The organism is Streptomyces sp. NBC_00122 (genome assembly GCF_045160845.1).
Classification (GTDB): Bacteria; Actinomycetota; Actinomycetes; order Streptomycetales; family Streptomycetaceae; genus Streptomyces.
Genome location: NZ_CP108191.1, coordinates 6737869 through 6753669, shown reverse-complemented (window position 1 = coordinate 6753669; position 15801 = coordinate 6737869). Strand labels below are relative to the sequence as shown.

Genomic DNA, 15801 nt, shown 5'->3' with positions numbered 1-15801 from the left:
GTCCCGGCGCGTAGTCCCATGGCGCGCACACCCACCCACTAACCTCCGGTTCTGTTCCGGTTTGCCGACTTATGGGGTGTGCGTTGCGTCGTCTCACTGTTGCCCTTGCCCTGCTGGCGGCCCTGGGATCCGGCTCGTTCCCCGGCCAGCAGGCCGTATCGGCCGACCGCACGGTCCCGAGCCACGGCCGGGGCACGAACATCCTGGTCGTCGGCATCGACAGCCGCGCCGGCCTCTCCTCCGCCGAGAAGCAGAGGCTCCACGTGGGCGGCAAGGGATGCAACTGCACCGACGTGATGATGCTCGTGCACCTGTCGCGGGACCGTCGGCGCGCGAGCGTCGTCTCCATCCCGCGCGACTCCTACGTCGAGTACGCCGGTACGGCGGGCGCCACCGGCCCGAGCGGCCCGCCCCGCCTCGGCAAGATCAACGGCGCGTACGCGCTCGGCGGCGGCCCGCTGACGGTGCGCACCGTCGAGAAGGTCACCGGCCTGCGCGTCGACCACTACCTGGAAACGGGCTTCACCGGCTTCGAGCAGGCCGTCGACAACCTCGGCGGTGCGACCGTGTGCACGGACAGGCCCCTCCAGGACGAGAACTCCGGTCTCGACATCGGCACCGGTGTCCACCACACCGACGGAAACCGCACCCTGCGCTACGTCCGGGCCCGGCACGTCAACCAGCGGCCCGGGGACCTCGGCCGGGTCCGGCGCCAGCAGCGCGTGGTCACCGGGTTGCTGGCCCGGCTCACCGCCGAGGGCGCGCTGGACGGCCCCGTGAACACGGCGCGCACCGCCCGGGCCCTGTTGAAGTCCGTACGCACCGACGAGGGCACCGGCCTGCGGGACCTGGTCCGCATCGGCTGGGCGCTCGGCCGGCTGCGTGCGGACCGCACCGAGTTCGCGACCGTACCGATCCGGCTCTTCGACCACCGCGTTCCCGGTGTGGGCTCCACGCTGGTGTGGGACGAGCCGCGATCCGCGGCGCTCTGGGAGGCGCTGCGCGCGGACCGTCCCATCACCGGCGACACCCGCATCCAGCCTGTCCCGGAGAACCCCGCCTCGACCAACCCGGCCGGCATCGCGGTCCGTGTGGACGACAGCGCGGTGGCCGGGGCCCTGCGCGGCAGCGGGTTCGCCGTCACCGACACCTCGCAGTCCGCGCCCGCGGTACGCCCCGGCGGGCCGCCCGTCATCAGCTACCCGGCGGGCCTGGAGGAGGACGCCGCCACCCTCGCGGCCGCCCTGCCCGGCTCCCGCCTGCGCGCGGTCCCGAAGGACGACAAGTTCTTCGACGTGACGGTCGGAACCGAGCCCGTCCGGGTCAAGCCCGTCACCTACGACCGCAACGTCGCCGACGGCGCCCCCGTCACCGCCGACAGCCTCCGCTGCGCCGGCACACCTGCCCGGCCGGAACCCGCGTCCGCGTCCGCATCCGCGTCCAACCCTGACGCTCAGACGGGGTGAGTGGCGAAGAGCTCCACGTGACCGCACCGCTGACAGCGGAAGGCCTCTATCTGCCGGCGGGGCCTCCCCATCCGCTTCGCCCCGCCGAACAACCCGCGCTCCAAGGGCCCGGCGATCCACCGGGCATAGCCGCGGGCCCCTTCGCCGCTGTCCTCCACGAATCCGGGTTCGAGCCCGACGGCCCCGCAGTACGTACACCTCACGCCACTCACCGCACGAGTGTACGAACAGCCCGTCCGCTCCTGCCCGCCGGGGACGTCACGATGGCGTTGCGTCGCCGGCGCGGACGATGCCTTCCAGTTCCTTCTCGATCCACGCCCGGTCGGCCTCGCGCGCCTGACGGGAGCGGATGTTCTCCACGACGGCCCAGCCCCGGGCGCCGTCGGGGGCGGCGAGTTCGACCAGGCGGTGGTCGAGGTGGCCCGTGATCATCACCGCCATCAGGGACAGGTACTCGCACTGCAGGTCGGGGGCGAGGTCGCTCTCTCCGGGGACCTCCAGGACCGGCCGGCGGCCGTCTCCCAGCAGGGCGCAGGTGAGCTGGACCGCGCGGATGAGCGCTTCGAACCGCTCCCCGTTCAGCCGCGCCCGCAGGACCTCCAGGTAGGCGCCCAGGACATCGGCCTCACAGCCGTCGCCCAGGTCTGCCGGATCGGACTCGCGCATGTTCCACCCCTGCCCGGACGACCGTGTCCACCCGCAGTGTAGGCAGCGCCGGTCACTTCCACGGCGCTCTTCGGCCACTCGCCCGCCGCTGTGCGTTCCCGGCCGTTTCCGGACTGCGCACGGCCCGTCCCGCATGCGAACAGGGCCGCTGCGCGGACGAGTTCGGCCCCGGCAGGAGCAACACCCCCCTGGATGCACCGTTTCCGGTGTACGCACCCGTGGCTGGAAGAGGTCTACGGCCGGCTCTGCGGCGCGCACGTTCGCCGACAACTCCCCTTCCGAGGAGGGCCCGTACCCCCGCCGGCGCCTGTCCGGACGCCCCACGCGGCGCCGACTATGCGCTTTGCATATTCTGAGCGAATACACTTTCGGAATTTTCCGGATTAATTCAGTGTCTCCACTCGCCCTACATTGACAGTGCGCTGCACCCTGAGAGTTAATTACTGCATGGGTGGCTTGATGTGGTCGTGCGTCGGCGGAATCTGGTCGCTCCGCGATCGGTTCATTCCAGGAGCCGCAGCGTGCCGCTGCGACGAAGGTGCAGCAGAGGGGGTGTGTCCCGAAGCGTCGCGACAATCGCGATCGCGAATTGAGCGGGTATTGGCGAAGTAGACTCTTTACGGGGGATCAATGACCCAGCTCAACTCTTTCTCTGTTCCCGATTTTCACCTTCCGTTCGGGAACTCCAAGCATCCTCAGGCCGCACAGGCCAACGCCGAGGCCACCTCGTGGGTGGTCCGCCACGAACTCGTCACCGACGCCGTCGAGCAGTTCGCGGGGATCGGATTCGGCCACCTCGCGGGCCGGGTGAGCGGCGAGGTCCCGTACGAGAGGATCGTCCTGCTCGCCGAGTGGATGGCCTGGTCGTTCGTCCTGGACGACCAGCACGACCACCTCATCAGAACCGGTGAGGTGGCTGCCTGGGGCCCCGTCACCGCGGCGATCACCGGATACCTGGAGACGGGAAGGAGCGGCAGCGCGTCGTCGCCGGCCAATCCGCTGGTGACCGGGTTCATCGACCTCTGCGACCGCATCCTGGCCGGGATGTCCGAGGGCACCGCGGCCCGCTACCGCTCCCATGTGCCGCTCATGCTGCGCTCCTTGGACCAGGAGGCGGGCAACCGCGGGCCCGGAGGGCGCCCCGCGGTCCAGGACTACATCCTCATGCGCCGGCACAGTTCCCAGATGCTGCCGATGATGGACATGGTGGAGGCCGGGCTGGGCATCGACCTGCCGCAACGCATCCACGACCTCCCCGAGTTCCAGGAGGTCGTGGCGAGCGCCGTGGACGTCATCTCGTGGGGGAACGACGTGTTCTCGCTGCCGAAGGAGCACTCCTGCGGCGACAACAACAACCTCGTCTCCCTCATATCCTCCTGGGAACGGTGCTCGCTTCCCGACGCGGTCCGCACGGTCGAGGACCGCATCCAGGTCCGCATAGACGAGTTCCTGGCCGCACAGCGGCTCCTGCTCCAGGCCCTGGACGCCCGCGGGGAGACGGACCCGTCGCTGCGCGCCGCGGTGTCCCGATGCGTGCGGAGCTACGAGGACTGGATGATCGGCGCGGATCTGTGGCAGCGTTACGAGTGCACCCGGTACAGCGACGAACGGTTCGCGGCCGGGCTGGAGTCCGAGTACATCCGCCCGGGCCTGGTTTCGGTGGCATGACAGGGAGTCGGTCCATGGAGCGAGCGGAACACCCCGGCCCCGTCGTCAACGCCCCTGTCGTTCCGGGACGGTTACCGCTCCTGGGCCACGCGCTGCAACTGTGGCGGCAGCCGATCGCGTTCCTGGAGTCCTTGCGGGACCACGGCGAGGTCGTGCGGCTCGACATCGGCACGTGGCCCGTCCACGTCCTCACGAGCCCCGACCACGTCCACGCCGTACTGGTCCAGCAGGCGCAGCGGTTCGGCCGCGGCCGGGTCTTCGACCGGCTCCGCCCGATGTTCGGCAACGGCATCGTGACGACCGACGGGGAGTTCCACCGCAAACAGCGCCGGATGATCCAGCCGGCCTTCCACCGGAACCACATCGCCGAGTACACCGAGGTGATGTGCCGGCAGGCGGAGGCTATGTCCGCGTCGTGGACGGCGGGCCGCGAAGTCTCGATGGTCACCGAGACACGCCAGTACGCGCTGTCCTCGGTCGCCGAGATGATCTTCTCCGGGGACCTGAGCCGGCCCGCCGTCGCCGAGGTGCACCGCTCGCTGCCCGTCGTCCTGGAGGGCATGCTCCTGCGCGCGGTCATGCCCAAGTCGCTGGACCGGCTGCCGATCCCGCTCAACCGGCGGTTCGACACGGCCGCCGCCCGCCTGCGCCAGATCATCGACCAGGTGATCGCGCAGTACGGAACGGCGGGAGCGGGAGGGGACGGCGCCGCGCAGGAGGACCGTCACGACCTGCTCTCACTGCTCCTGTCCAGCGTGGACGCCGAAACGGGCGCGACGATGAGCCCCGAGCAGGTACGGGACGAGGCGATCGCCATCATGTTCTCCGGTACGGAGACCTCGGCGACCACCCTGGCCTGGATCTTCCACGAACTCGGCCGTCACCCCGAGGTGGAGAAGCGCGTGCACGCCGAGGTCCACGCGGTGGTGGGCGACCGCCCCGTCCGCCCGGCCGACCTCTGCGAACTGACGTACACGAACCGCGTGTTCCAGGAGGCGCTGCGCCTGCACTCGCCCCTGCTCTTCACCCGGCGCGCCCTGGTTCCCGTCACCCTCGGCGGCGTCTCGATCCCGGCCGGAGCGGAAATCGCGTACAGCCCGTACGCGTTGCACCGGGACCCGGCGCTGTTCCCCAGTCCGACGACTTTCGATCCGGACCGCTGGCGGGAGGGGGCGGAGCGACCGCGCGATCACAGGTACGTGCCGTTCGGCGCCGGTGCGCACAAGTGCATCGGCGACTCGTTCGCGGTGGCGGAGATCCTCACCGCGGTGGCGAGCGTGGTGTCCCGGTGGCAGTTGACGCCCGCGCCGGGTGTCACGGTGCGCGAGGTTCCCGCGGGAATCCCCCAGCCCAGCGAGCTGCCGATGATTCCTGTCGCACGCCGTTGACGGAATCCAATCGAACCCGACCGATTCCGTGCGGATTCTCGCCAACTCTCGGAGACCGCGCGGCAATGAAGTCGGCCAAGGGTACAGCAATGTCCTCGTACGAGTGGCAAGATACCCCAATATCATCTTTACTCGGCAACTTCTTGGCCCCGAGCCGTACACTCGGCCGCACGCGCATGAGGGGGCAAGAATGTCACACGGCACGGAACCGCGGGGATGGGCTTCCCAGCCTCCGCTCGAAAGAGAATCCGAAATCCTGGCGATCCACCGCGCGGTGGACGATCTCTGCGGCGCCTCGGACAGCGGTGCGGTCGCGCGCCGTGGGGGCGTACTGACCTTCGCGGGATCGGCCGGCATCGGCAAGACCACCCTGCTGGCCGAGGCCCGTCGGCACGCCGCCGAGCGCGGCTGCACCGTGCTGTTCGCGCGTGGCGGCGAGCAGGAGAAGCAGGTGCCGTTCCACGTGATGCGGCAGCTCATACAGCCGACGTTCGCCGCCATGAGCCAGGACGAGCGCCTCGACGTCCTCGGCAACTGGTACAACATCGTCGCCCCGGCGCTCGGCCTGACCGCCGCCCCGAACGGCCCGACGGCGCCCGACCCACAAGGCGTTCGGGACGGCCTGGACTGGGTCGTCACCCACCTGACGGTACGGAGCGCTCCCGTCGTCCTGGTCCTCGACGACGCGCACTGGGCGGACGCGGAATCGCTGGCATGGCTGACCGCCTTCGCCGCGCGGGCCGAGGAACTGGCCATGCTCATCATGGTGGCCTGCCGGCCGGACGAGATCCCCGCCGACGCCGCCCCGCTCCGTGCCCTGATGGGGCGTCAGGGGACGCGCCCGCACGAACTGGCTCCCCTCACCACGAGCGCGGTGGCACGCATCGTGCGGGACGCCCTCGGTGAGAGCGCCGACGACGTGTTCTGCCGGGAGTGCTGGGCGATCACCGGCGGAAACCCCTTCGAGGTCGTCGAGTTGGCGATGAAGGGCCGCGATCGCGGGCTGAAGCCGCACCAGGACAGCATCCCCCAGCTGCGCGATCTGGCCTCCGCCATCAAGGGCAGCGGCCTGATCGACCGCCTCGAACAGCTCGGACCGTCCACCGTCCGGCTCGCCTGGGCGGCCGCGGTTCTGGGCACGGCGATCCCGACCGGCATCGTCGGAAGCGTCGCGGCGCTCGGTGAGGCGCAGACCGCCGACGCCATCGACCAACTGCGCGCCGCGCGCATCCTGACCGTGCTCACCAGCGTGCGGCGCCAGGAGGTCGTCGAGTTCTTCCACCCCCTCATCGCCACCGCGGTGTACCGGTCGATTCCGCCCGGTGTCCGCGTCGCCATGCACGGCATGGCCGCGCAGGCCCTGGTCGACGAGGGGCACGGCTCCGCTGCCGCAGCCCGTCACCTGCTGGAGATGCACCCCGAGGGCGACCCCTGGGTGGTGCAGCAGCTGCGCCAGGCCGCACGCGACAGCTTCTCCGCAGGAGCGCCCGATGCCGCACGGCGCTATCTGGCGCGGGCGCTGCGCGAACCGCCGGATGTGGAGGACCGGGCCGAGGTGCTGTTCGAGCTCGGCTCCGCCAACCTCCTGCACGATCCCGTGAACACCATCAACCAGCTCAGGACCGCGCTGGAAGAGCCCAAGACCGAACAGGGCCTGCGGGAAGCGATCACGTACCGGCTCGCGCAGGCCCTCGCCCACACGGGCCAGCTGGCGGAGGCCGCCGGACTGCTCGCCGACGAGGCCCGCCGTGCCACGAGCTCCCGGACCCGGCTGCGCATGCAGGCCGAGCAGTTCAAGTGGAACTCGGTCCGGGTGGACGAGGAGAACTCACCGGCCCGCTCGCGGCTCCTCGCCCAGTTCGCCAAGCGGCTCACCGGCCGGGGTCTGGCCGAGCGGCACATCCTGGGCCTGCGGGCCTGGGACGCCGCCGTGCGCGGCGAACCCTCGGCCACCGCCCTGGAGTTCGCGGAGCAGGCGCTGGACGGGGGCTTGAGCTGGACCGACCAGGACTTCGGCTTCGAGGTACCGGCCGTCGTGGCGGTCACCCTCATGTACTGCGACCAGCCGGGCCGCGCCGAGGAGCTCTTCAACACCGGCATCATCGAGTTCGAGGCGAAGGGCTGGCGCGGGGCGCACCTGTCGTTCGTCTACACCTTGCTGGCCTACGTCCGCTTCCGGCGCGGACGCCTCGCCGAGGCCGAGGACCTCGTCCGCACCGGCCTGCAGATCGCCGACCGCGTCGGACAGGGCACCCCGGCGCAGTGGTACGCGATCGGCACCCTCATCGAGACGCTGCTCGCCCGCGGGAACGTCACCGAGGCCGAGCAGGTCGCCCGTACCTACAAGCTGGCGGAGGGCTTCCCCAACGCCGTCGTCTACCCGGACCCCCAAGCCGTGTGGGGCAAGCTCCTCCTGGCGCAGGGCAGGATCAAGGAGGCGGAACAGCACCTCGCCGCCGCGGGCAAGCGGCTGGACCTCCGTGGTACGCGCAACCCCTCGTGGTGTCCCTGGCAGCTGGACCTGGCCCTCGCACAGGTCACCCACGACACCGCTCTGGCACGCGCCACGGCTGCCGAGGCCGTGTCACGCGCCCGAGTGTTCGGAGCGTCCAGCACGATCGGTCACGCCCTGCGCGTCTCGGCGGCGGCCACGGACCCGTCCCAGGCGGTGGATCTGCTGCAGGAGGCGGTGGACCACCTGGAGCAGTCCCCCGCCGCCTGCGAGCTCGCCCACGCGCTCGTCGACCACGGCACCACGCTGCACACCATCGGTGATCCGCACCAGGCGGCCCAGCAGCTCTACCGGGGCATGGAGACGGCCGCGGCCTGCGGCGCCGACGCCCTGGCGAGCCGTGCCCGCGCCCAGCTGGCGTCGGCCGGGCTGCGCCCGCGCCGTCTGCACACCTCCGAGCAGGACACGTTGACGGTCGCGGAGAACACGGCCGCACGGCACGCCGCTCTCGGCCTGGGCAACTCCGAGATCGCCAAGGAGATGCACACCGACGTCCAGGGGGTCTCGGAGCTGCTCTCGGCGGTCTTCACCAAGCTGGGCACCGACCGGTTCGGACTCCGCAGGGCCCTGGGAATCTGACGCCCGTCCGCGCCACGCGGGCCGCTGCGCATGCCGCAGCGGCCCGCGTGGCGTTTCCGTGCGTGCACGCCGGGTACAGGCCGCGCCGGCCCGAAGATGGCACCGGTCCACCCCGCTCCTCCCGGTGATCGGCGGGGTCACCCCGGACCGCGACCCGGCCGGCTCCCGGACCAGCCGTTTCGACTAGGGTCGACGGGACAGCGCACCACCCCGCCACGCACGACCACGAGGAGCAGCAGTGAGCCAGCCGGCGTCCACCGCCCTGCAGCAGGAGATCGCCCTGGAACTCCAGGTGACGCAGACCTTCGACGCCCAGCAGGAGATCGAGCGCCGCGTGGCCTTCCTCGCCGAGCGGCTCACCTCCACCGGCCTGCGCTCCCTGGTGCTGGGGATCAGCGGCGGCGTGGACTCCACCACCGCCGGCCGGCTCTGCCAGCTCGCCGTGGAGCGGGCCCGTGCGGCCGGCCACGACGCGACCTTTCACGCGATGCGGCTCCCGTACGGCGTCCAGGCCGACGAGAAGGACGCCCAGCTCGCCCTCGGCTTCATCGAGGCGGACCGGGTGCTGACCGTGGACGTCAAGCCCGCGAGCGATGCCGCGCTGGAGACCGCGCTGGCCGGGGGCACCGTCTTCCGTGACGCCCACCACCAGGACTTCGTGCAGGGCAACATCAAGGCCCGCCAGCGCATGATCGCCCAGTACGCGGTGGCGGGCGCGCACGACGGCCTGGTCGTCGGCACCGACCACGCGGCCGAGGCAGTGTCCGGCTTCTTCACGAAGTTCGGCGACGGCGCGGCCGACCTGGTCCCGCTGACCGGCCTGACCAAGCGCCGGGTACGGGCCGTCGCCGACGTGCTGGGCGCCCCCGCCGAGCTGGTCTGGAAGACCCCCACGGCGGACCTGGAGACCCTCGACCCGGGCAAGGCCGACGAGGACGCGCTCGGGGTCACGTACGACGACATCGACGACTTCCTGGAAGGCAAGCCGGTCGATGAGCGGGCCTTCGACACGATCGTGCGCCGCTACCGCCTCACCGAGCACAAGCGTCAGCTGCCGATCGCGCCGTAGCGGCACCGCGGCGTGTCACGCCGCCGGTGTCCGGCGGCGTGGCGGGGTCGTCTCCATCAGGGCCCACACCCGGCGCCCGTCCGGTCCGGCGTCCGTACCGCAGCTCGAAACACCCGGCACGGCCGCCAGCCGGACGAGGACGTCCTCGTCCGGTTCCGCTGCCGTGTGGCTGAGTACGACGACGAGGAGCATCTCCTCCTGGTCGGCCACGTGCAGGCTGATCCGCTTGCCCGAGTCGGCGACGGCCGCGCCGACGAGCAGCGCCACCATCTGTTCGACCGGGGCGTCCTCGGGCCGGGTGTAACCCCAGTTCCGGATGGTCTCCAGGACCCGGGCGACGGACTTCTTCGCGGCCCAACGGTCGCCCGTGAGCGACCAGTTGGCGACGCGCCGATTGCGGATGGCCATGCGGGTGCGAGCGAGGGCGGCGACCTTCCGCCCGTCGGGCGGGGGCAGTTGGAGGCTCGTCACCCCCTTCGGCTTCGTCGCGGGCTGCGGCCGCGGAGCCTCGACCGGCTTCTTCTGCGGCGGCGGTGTCCTCGGCGGGTGCGACGGCGGCAGTTTCGGGCCCTTCGCCTCCATCTGCTCTTCCACTGCGGCCTCCTCGTCGCGCGGGTGCACAGGGACGTCCCCGTCCATCTACCCATCCTGGCAGAGCCGAGTGCTTTCTTAGCGGAACGTTAGATCTGGGTGACGGACCTTGTCCGGGTGCGGTGGCGGAAGCATGCTCTGGGAGCTTGCCCACCGCCGGAGCGCGCCGGGGCATTCCCCCCGTCCCTCAGCAGGGACTTCCGTCTGGAGCCGCCATGACCTCGTCCGCCGCCACGCCCGCACCGCCGCTCGGGGAGGAGCGCGGGAAGCGCCGCCTCGCTCTGATCGGCGGATCGCTCGGCAACCTCGTCGAGTGGTACGACTGGTTCGTCTACGCCAGCTTCGCGATCTACTTCGCCGATTCCTTCTTCCCCGGCGACAACCCGACCACGCAGCTGATGAACACGGCGGGGATCTTCGCCGTGGGCTTCCTGATGCGCCCCGTCGGCGGGTGGGTCCTCGGCCGCGCCGCCGACCGGCACGGGCGCAAGAGCGCGCTCACGCTCACCGTCACCATGATGTCGGTGGCCGCCCTGCTGATCGCCGTCGCCCCGACCTACGGCCAGGCCGGATACTTCGGCGCTCTGGTGCTGCTCCTCGCGCGTCTGCTCCAGGGCATGAGCATCGGCGGCGAGTACGCGGCCAGCGCCACGTATCTCACCGAGGCGTCGGCCCGCAACCGGCGCGGCCTGGGCTCGTCCTTCCAGTACGTGTCGATGACCTGCGGGCAGCTGCTCGGTCTGGGGATCCTCATCACGTTGCAGCACACGCTGACCACCGCCCAGTTGTCGAGCTGGGGCTGGCGGATCCCGTTCGTCGTCGGGGCGTTGTTCGCGGTGGTCGTCTTCTGGCTGCGGCGGCGGCTTCAGGAGACCGACGCGTTCAAGGAGGAGTCGTCGGACGCGGACGCGCACGACGAGAGCACGCGCGGCACGCTCAAGGTCCTGTGGCAGCACCGGCGGCAGGCGGGCCTGGTCATGGCGCTCACCCTCGGCGGCACCGTCGCGTACTACACGTACACCACCTACCTCACCAAGTATCTGGTCGGGAGCGCGGGCATGGCGAAGACGACCGCCACACTGGTCAGCTTCACCGCTCTGACCCTCTTCGCCGTGCTGCAGCCCTTCGCCGGGATGCTGTCCGACCGGATCGGCCGCCGTCCCCTGCTGATCACCTTCGCGGTGGGCTGCACCGTCGGCACGTACCCGATCATGACCGCCCTCGGGTCGGCCTCCTCGTACTGGTCCGCGCTGGGGCTGTCCCTGCTGGCCCTGGTGATCGTCACCGGCTACACCTCGATCAACGCGGCGGTCAAGGCCGAGCTGTTCCCGACCCGGGTGCGCGCCCTGGGCGTGGCGCTGCCGTACGCGATCGCCAACGCGCTCTTCGGCGGCACGGCGGAGTACGTGGCCCTGTGGTTCAAGAGCAGTGGCCACGAGACGATGTTCTTCTGGTACGTGTCCGGGTGCGCGTTCATCTCCCTCGTCACCTACGTCCTGATGCCGGACACGCGCAATGCGGCGCTCAGCCGCGCCGAGGCGGACGAGGACGCCGACGCCGGCCGCGAGCAGCCCTCGGCGGCTCCCGTAAGCTGATGCCCCGGGTCACAGGTGGCGAGGGAACTGTCTATGCACGCGCTTCTCGTCGAGGACGACGACCGGATGGCCCAGGCCCTCGGCACCGCCCTCGCCCAGCGCGGGCACACCGTCCGCAGGGTGGGCCGCGCCCTGGACGCCCTGCGGTTCGTCCGCGAAGCCGAGTTCGTCCTGCTCGATCTGGGACTGCCCGACCTGGACGGGCTCGATCTGCTGCGTCGGCTGCGTACCGTCTGTGACGCGCCGCTGATCGTGGTGACCGCGCGCTGCGAGGAGCGCGACATCGTGCAGGGGCTGCGGGCGGGGGCCGACGACTACGTCGTCAAACCGTTCCGGATGGCCGAGCTGATGGCCCGCATCGACACCGTACGCCGCCGGACGGGCGCCTCGTCCGGCCGGTTCGAAGCCCACGCGGCCGACTCCGCCGCCACCGCGGGCCGGCCCGTGCGGAGCGGGGACGTCGAGGTCGACCTGGCGGGCCGTACGGTCACGGTGGCGGGCGCCGAAGTCCGGTTGACCCGCAGGGAGTTCGACGTCCTCGCCTTCCTTGCCGCCCGCCCGGACGAAGTGCACTCCCGGGAGGAGATCCTGGACCGGATCTGGGGTGACGCCTTCCTCGCGGCCTCCCGCTCACTGGACGTCCACGTGGCGGGCATCCGCGCCAAGACGGGCCGCTCCGGCCTGGTGCGCACCGTCCGCGGGTTCGGCTACCAGCTCGGCGCCGTGGCGGCCCGGGACGACGAGCGGTGAGACGCAGGCTGCTCGCCGTGCTGATGGTGCTCATGGGGGCCGCGGCGCTGCTGCTCTGCGTCCCCCTGGCCGACGCGTACGCGCGGGGACGGACCGAGCACCTGCTCCTGCAACGGCGTTCGGAGGCGGCGAGGTTCGCCGATCTCGCCGACCGGATGCGCACCGACGCCGACCGGTCGGAGCTGTCCGCCGAGATCAGCCGGTACGCGCAGCTGTACGGAACCGGGGTGGTCGTGGTCGACACGACGGGGGCGACGGTCGCACGGGCCGGAACGAGGCCCTTCGCCGGCGCGGCGGACGCCCTCGGGCGCGCCCTCACCGGCCGCTCGACCGACCGGCTGCCCACCGTGCGCCCCTGGGGTCCGCCGACCGTCGTGCTCGCAGAGCCGGTGGGCCGGGACGAGCGGGTCAGCGGGGCGGTCCTGCTGGCCGTACCCACCGACGCCGCCCGCGGGGACGTGACGGTCCGCTGGTCGCTCATCGCCGCCGGGGCGGCCGCCGCCTTCGCGGCCGCGGCCCTGGTCGCGGCCGGCATCGCGCGCTGGCTGATGCGGCCGGTCCTCGATCTGGACCGGGCGGTGGAGGGGCTGACCGCCGGCAGTCTCCAGGCCCGCGCCGTGTCCGACACCGGGCCGCCGGAACTGCGCCGTCTGCGGCAGCACTTCAACACCATGGCGGAGGCGATGGCCGACTCCATCGGCCGCCAGCGCGACTTCGTCGCCGACGCCTCCCACCAGCTGCGCAATCCACTGGCCACGCTGGTGCTGCAGCTGGAGAACGTCGAACCGCACATCGCCCCGGGTCCCGGCCGGGCCGAGCACACGCGCGCCCTGGACGAGGCGGAACGCCTGGAGGAGCTGCTCGACGGCCTGCTGGCCCTGGCGCGAGTGGAGTCCGCCACGGCGGAGCTGACGGACCAGGACGTGTCGCGGGCGGTACGGGAACGGGTGACGGCCTGGACTCCGGTCTTCGGACACGCCGGACTGGAACTGACGGCCACCGGGCTCCCGGAAGGCCTGCGGGCCCGCGCCCTGCCGGACGCGGCGGGCCGGATCCTGGACGCGGTCCTCGACAACGCCGTCAAGTTCGTGCCGCGCGACGGCCGCGTCGAGGTCAGCGCCGCGCACGGGGCGGACGGGACGGCGGTGGTACGGGTCACCGATGACGGCCCGGGTGTGCCGCAGGACCAATTGCCCCTGCTGCTGAGGCGGTTCGCGCGCTCCCCCGAGCACCAGAACGTGCACGGCAGCGGACTGGGACTGGCCATCGCCGACGAGATCGCCCGCATCAGCGGAGGCCGGCTCGACGTCGGCGCCAACGCTCCGCACGGCCTCGTGGTGGAACTCCGGCTCCCGCCCCCGTGACCCACCCATCAGCCGTACACCGACCGGTAGTGCGCCACCGCTCCCGGGTGGAGCGGCACTCGCCCGGTCGAGATGGCGAACCGGGGCTCCAGCCGTGCCCCCGCCGTCACCTCCCGCAGCAGGTCACGCCACCGCTCGAACACCACCTGGAGCAGTTCGCGCACGGCGCTGTCCGGTACGTCGTCACGGGCCAGGAGGTAGTTGCCGACCCCGACGGTTCCCACGGGCACCGTCAGCCCGTACACCACGGCCGGAATCGTGACCTCCGTATAGACCGGGCCATAGCGCTCCCGCAACGCGCCCACGTAGCCGTCCAGGGGCAGGAACCGCACCGGCAGCTCGCGGGCCAGACCCGACAGCGCGGGCGTGGGCACGCCTCCCGACCAGAACAGCGCGTCGACCGCTCCTTCGCGCAGCGCACTCGCCGACGCGGCGAGGCTCAGTTGCCGCGGGGCCGCCGGCGAGGGGCCGTCGTTCAGCCCGGCCGCCTGCAGCACCCTGCCCGCCACCACCTGCACCCCCGACCCCGCAGCACCTGCCGCGACCGGACGGCCGGCGAGCTGGTGGACCGACGTCACGGGCCCGTCCGCCGGGACGAGCAGGTGCGTGTAGTTCACGTAGACCCGGGCCAGCGCCGTCACCGCGGCCGGACGGGGGAACGGCTCACGCCCCAGCACCGCGTCCTCGGCCACGTCCGCCATGGCCAGGGCCAGGTCGACCGAGCCGTCGTCGAGCTCGCGCAGGTTGTTCACGCTCGCCGCGGTGCTCACCGGAACGATCTCCAGCCGACGGCCGCTCGCGGCGACGGCCTGCGCCAGGGCCTTCCCGAAGGCGTTGTACGGTCCTCCCTCCGGCCCCGTCGCGAGCCGCAGCCGCCGTACGGGAGCGGGGCCCGCCGAGCATCCGGCCGCCAGCGCCCCCGCGCACACCTGGAGCCCGGCGCCCATCACCCGTCGACGGCTCACGTCTGCGCTGGTCACGGCGGAAGCCTAACCAGCACCCCGCAGGTTCCGTGAGTATCGGGGGGGGGCCGCCGTCTCGCCCACCGGTCACGCCCCCCTACACTCACTCGGTCAGCCCGGCTGCGGGCACCCGGCCCGATAAGGGGAGCGCCAGACCTTGAACACTGCCAACGAAGCGCCCATCTATGCCCAGTTGATCAGGGAACGCGGTGACGTGCCCGGCCAGACACGCCGCGAGGCGGAACAGATCCACAGGGAGCTGGCACGGGTGATCGCTCCGGCACCCTGGGCCACGACCGGCGGCGGCCTTCGATAGATCACGACGCGGAATGCGGTGAACGACGCACCTGCCTCATCGCTCGGGCGGCCCGTCGGCAGGCTTCCCCGGACCGGGGCCGTCAGCGGCGGCAGGTGCCTCGGCCGCCACCGGGTCCAGCACGCGGTGGAGGAAGATCCTGGTCCGCTCGTGCCGCGGATGGGCGACCAGCTGCGCCGCCGGCCCCTGCTCGACGATCACTCCGCCGTCCATGAACACGACGCGGTCCGCGACCTCGCGGGCGAAGCCCATCTCGTGGGTCACGACCATCATCGTCATGCCCTCGTTCGCCAGCACGCGCATCACCGAGAGCACTTCGCCGACCAGTTCCGGGTCGAGCGCCGAGGTCGGCTCGTCGAAGAGCATCACCTCCGGCCCCATCGACAGGGCCCGGGCGATCGCCACCCGCTGCTGCTGACCGCCGGACAGCTGCGCCGGGAACGCGTCCGCCTTGTCGGCGAGGCCGACGCGCTCCAGGTTCTCCCGGGCGACGGCGGCGGCCTGCGCCTTGTCCCTGCCGAGCACCCGCCGTTGCGGCAGCGTGAGGTTCTCGGTGACGCTCACGTGCGGGAACAGATTGAACTGCTGGAAGACCATGCCGATGCGGCGGCGCACGGCGTCGATGTCGACATCGAGGTCGGTGACCTCCGTACCGCCGACGAAGACCTGGCCCTCGTCCGGCTCCTCCAGCAGATTCACACAGCGCAGCAGTGTCGACTTGCCCGAGCCGGACGGCCCGATCACGCAGACCACCTCGCCACGGGCGATGTCCAGTTCGATGCCTCGCAGGACGTGGTTGGCGCCGAAGGACTTGTGCAGCCCCCTGATCTCGATCTCCGGGCGATCCACTGCTGTCATGTCCACCGCTCCCGTCT

At 71.6% G+C, this 15801-nt stretch carries 13 protein-coding genes; 8 read left to right on the top strand and 5 right to left on the bottom strand.

The annotated features are described in order from the left end of the window. The first annotated feature begins 83 nt into the window (after positions 1 to 83). Complete coding sequence (locus OG737_RS30785) at positions 84 to 1466, top strand: LCP family protein (RefSeq protein ID WP_405676859.1); 1383 nt, start codon at positions 84 to 86, stop codon at positions 1464 to 1466. On the opposite strand, the gene OG737_RS30780 is transcribed toward OG737_RS30785, so the two are convergent. Next, positions 1454 to 1678 carry a hypothetical protein gene (locus OG737_RS30780; protein WP_328929467.1) on the bottom strand — a complete coding sequence of 75 codons (225 nt, stop codon included), beginning with the start codon at positions 1676 to 1678 and terminating at the stop codon, positions 1454 to 1456. The genes OG737_RS30785 and OG737_RS30780 overlap by 13 nt on opposite strands. Before the next feature lie 46 nt (positions 1679 to 1724). Beyond that, the gene (locus OG737_RS30775) at positions 1725 to 2132 is read right to left on the bottom strand and encodes a hypothetical protein (RefSeq protein WP_328929466.1); all 408 of its coding nucleotides are present in this window, start codon (positions 2130 to 2132) and stop codon (positions 1725 to 1727) included. A gap of 630 nt (positions 2133 to 2762) precedes the next feature. On the opposite strand from OG737_RS30775, the gene OG737_RS30770 reads away from it, so the two are divergent. The 4 genes from OG737_RS30770 to nadE all read left to right on the top strand — a co-directional run bounded on the left by OG737_RS30770 (position 2763) and on the right by nadE (position 9348). Next, entirely contained in the window at positions 2763 to 3800 is a 1038-nt protein-coding gene (locus OG737_RS30770) for a lyase (RefSeq protein WP_405922236.1), read from the top strand. 14 nt (positions 3801 to 3814) lie between these two features. Next, on the top strand, positions 3815 to 5188 hold the full coding sequence (locus OG737_RS30765) for a cytochrome P450 (protein WP_405922235.1): 1374 nt from the start codon (positions 3815 to 3817) through the stop codon (positions 5186 to 5188). A 190-nt stretch (positions 5189 to 5378) separates the two neighbouring features. After that, entirely contained in the window at positions 5379 to 8279 is a 2901-nt protein-coding gene (locus OG737_RS30760; protein WP_405922234.1) for an ATP-binding protein, read from the top strand. 238 nt (positions 8280 to 8517) lie between these two features. After that, a complete protein-coding gene (gene nadE, locus OG737_RS30755; protein ID WP_405922233.1) occupies positions 8518 to 9348 on the top strand; it encodes an ammonia-dependent NAD(+) synthetase in 831 nt (276 codons plus the stop codon). A 15-nt stretch (positions 9349 to 9363) separates the two neighbouring features. Here nadE and OG737_RS30750 read toward each other — a convergent pair whose 3' ends face one another. Then, entirely contained in the window at positions 9364 to 9987 is a 624-nt protein-coding gene (locus OG737_RS30750) for a hypothetical protein (protein WP_328929461.1), read from the bottom strand. A 167-nt stretch (positions 9988 to 10154) separates the two neighbouring features. Between OG737_RS30750 and OG737_RS30745 the strand changes: the two genes are divergently transcribed. From OG737_RS30745 to OG737_RS30735, 3 genes are read left to right on the top strand one after another with little or no spacing between them, the layout of a single operon-like run. Further along, positions 10155 to 11534, top strand: coding sequence for an MFS transporter (locus tag OG737_RS30745; protein WP_328929460.1), 1380 nt, complete (start codon positions 10155 to 10157; stop codon positions 11532 to 11534). 33 nt (positions 11535 to 11567) lie between these two features. Next, a complete protein-coding gene (locus OG737_RS30740) occupies positions 11568 to 12284 on the top strand; it encodes a response regulator transcription factor (protein WP_328929459.1) in 717 nt (238 codons plus the stop codon). Then, positions 12281 to 13648, top strand: coding sequence for a HAMP domain-containing sensor histidine kinase (locus tag OG737_RS30735; protein WP_328929458.1), 1368 nt, complete (start codon positions 12281 to 12283; stop codon positions 13646 to 13648). The genes OG737_RS30740 and OG737_RS30735 overlap by 4 nt, the downstream gene beginning before the upstream one ends. An 8-nt stretch (positions 13649 to 13656) precedes the next feature. On the opposite strand, the gene OG737_RS30730 is transcribed toward OG737_RS30735, so the two are convergent. Beyond that, positions 13657 to 14628, bottom strand: coding sequence for a TAXI family TRAP transporter solute-binding subunit (locus tag OG737_RS30730; RefSeq protein WP_328929457.1), 972 nt, complete (start codon positions 14626 to 14628; stop codon positions 13657 to 13659). Between the two features lie 334 nt (positions 14629 to 14962). Next, a complete protein-coding gene (locus OG737_RS30725) occupies positions 14963 to 15784 on the bottom strand; it encodes an amino acid ABC transporter ATP-binding protein (RefSeq protein WP_328929456.1) in 822 nt (273 codons plus the stop codon). Positions 15785 to 15801: the final 17 nt, after the last annotated feature.

Bases quoted from the DNA above. Each gene is read 5' to 3' on its own strand.
- OG737_RS30775 (WP_328929466.1), bottom strand. From the start codon at position 2,132: ATGCGCGAGTCCGATCCGGCAGACCTGGGCGACGGCTGTGAGGCCGAT.
- OG737_RS30770 (WP_405922236.1), top strand. From the start codon at position 2,763: ATGACCCAGCTCAACTCTTTCTCTGTTCCCGATTTTCACCTTCCGTTC.
- OG737_RS30765 (WP_405922235.1), top strand. From the start codon at position 3,815: ATGGAGCGAGCGGAACACCCCGGCCCCGTCGTCAACGCCCCTGTCGTT.
- OG737_RS30760 (WP_405922234.1), top strand. From the start codon at position 5,379: ATGTCACACGGCACGGAACCGCGGGGATGGGCTTCCCAGCCTCCGCTC.
- OG737_RS30750 (WP_328929461.1), bottom strand. From the start codon at position 9,987: ATGGACGGGGACGTCCCTGTGCACCCGCGCGACGAGGAGGCCGCAGTG.
- OG737_RS30745 (WP_328929460.1), top strand. From the start codon at position 10,155: ATGACCTCGTCCGCCGCCACGCCCGCACCGCCGCTCGGGGAGGAGCGC.
- OG737_RS30740 (WP_328929459.1), top strand. From the start codon at position 11,568: ATGCACGCGCTTCTCGTCGAGGACGACGACCGGATGGCCCAGGCCCTC.
- OG737_RS30725 (WP_328929456.1), bottom strand. From the start codon at position 15,784: ATGACAGCAGTGGATCGCCCGGAGATCGAGATCAGGGGGCTGCACAAG.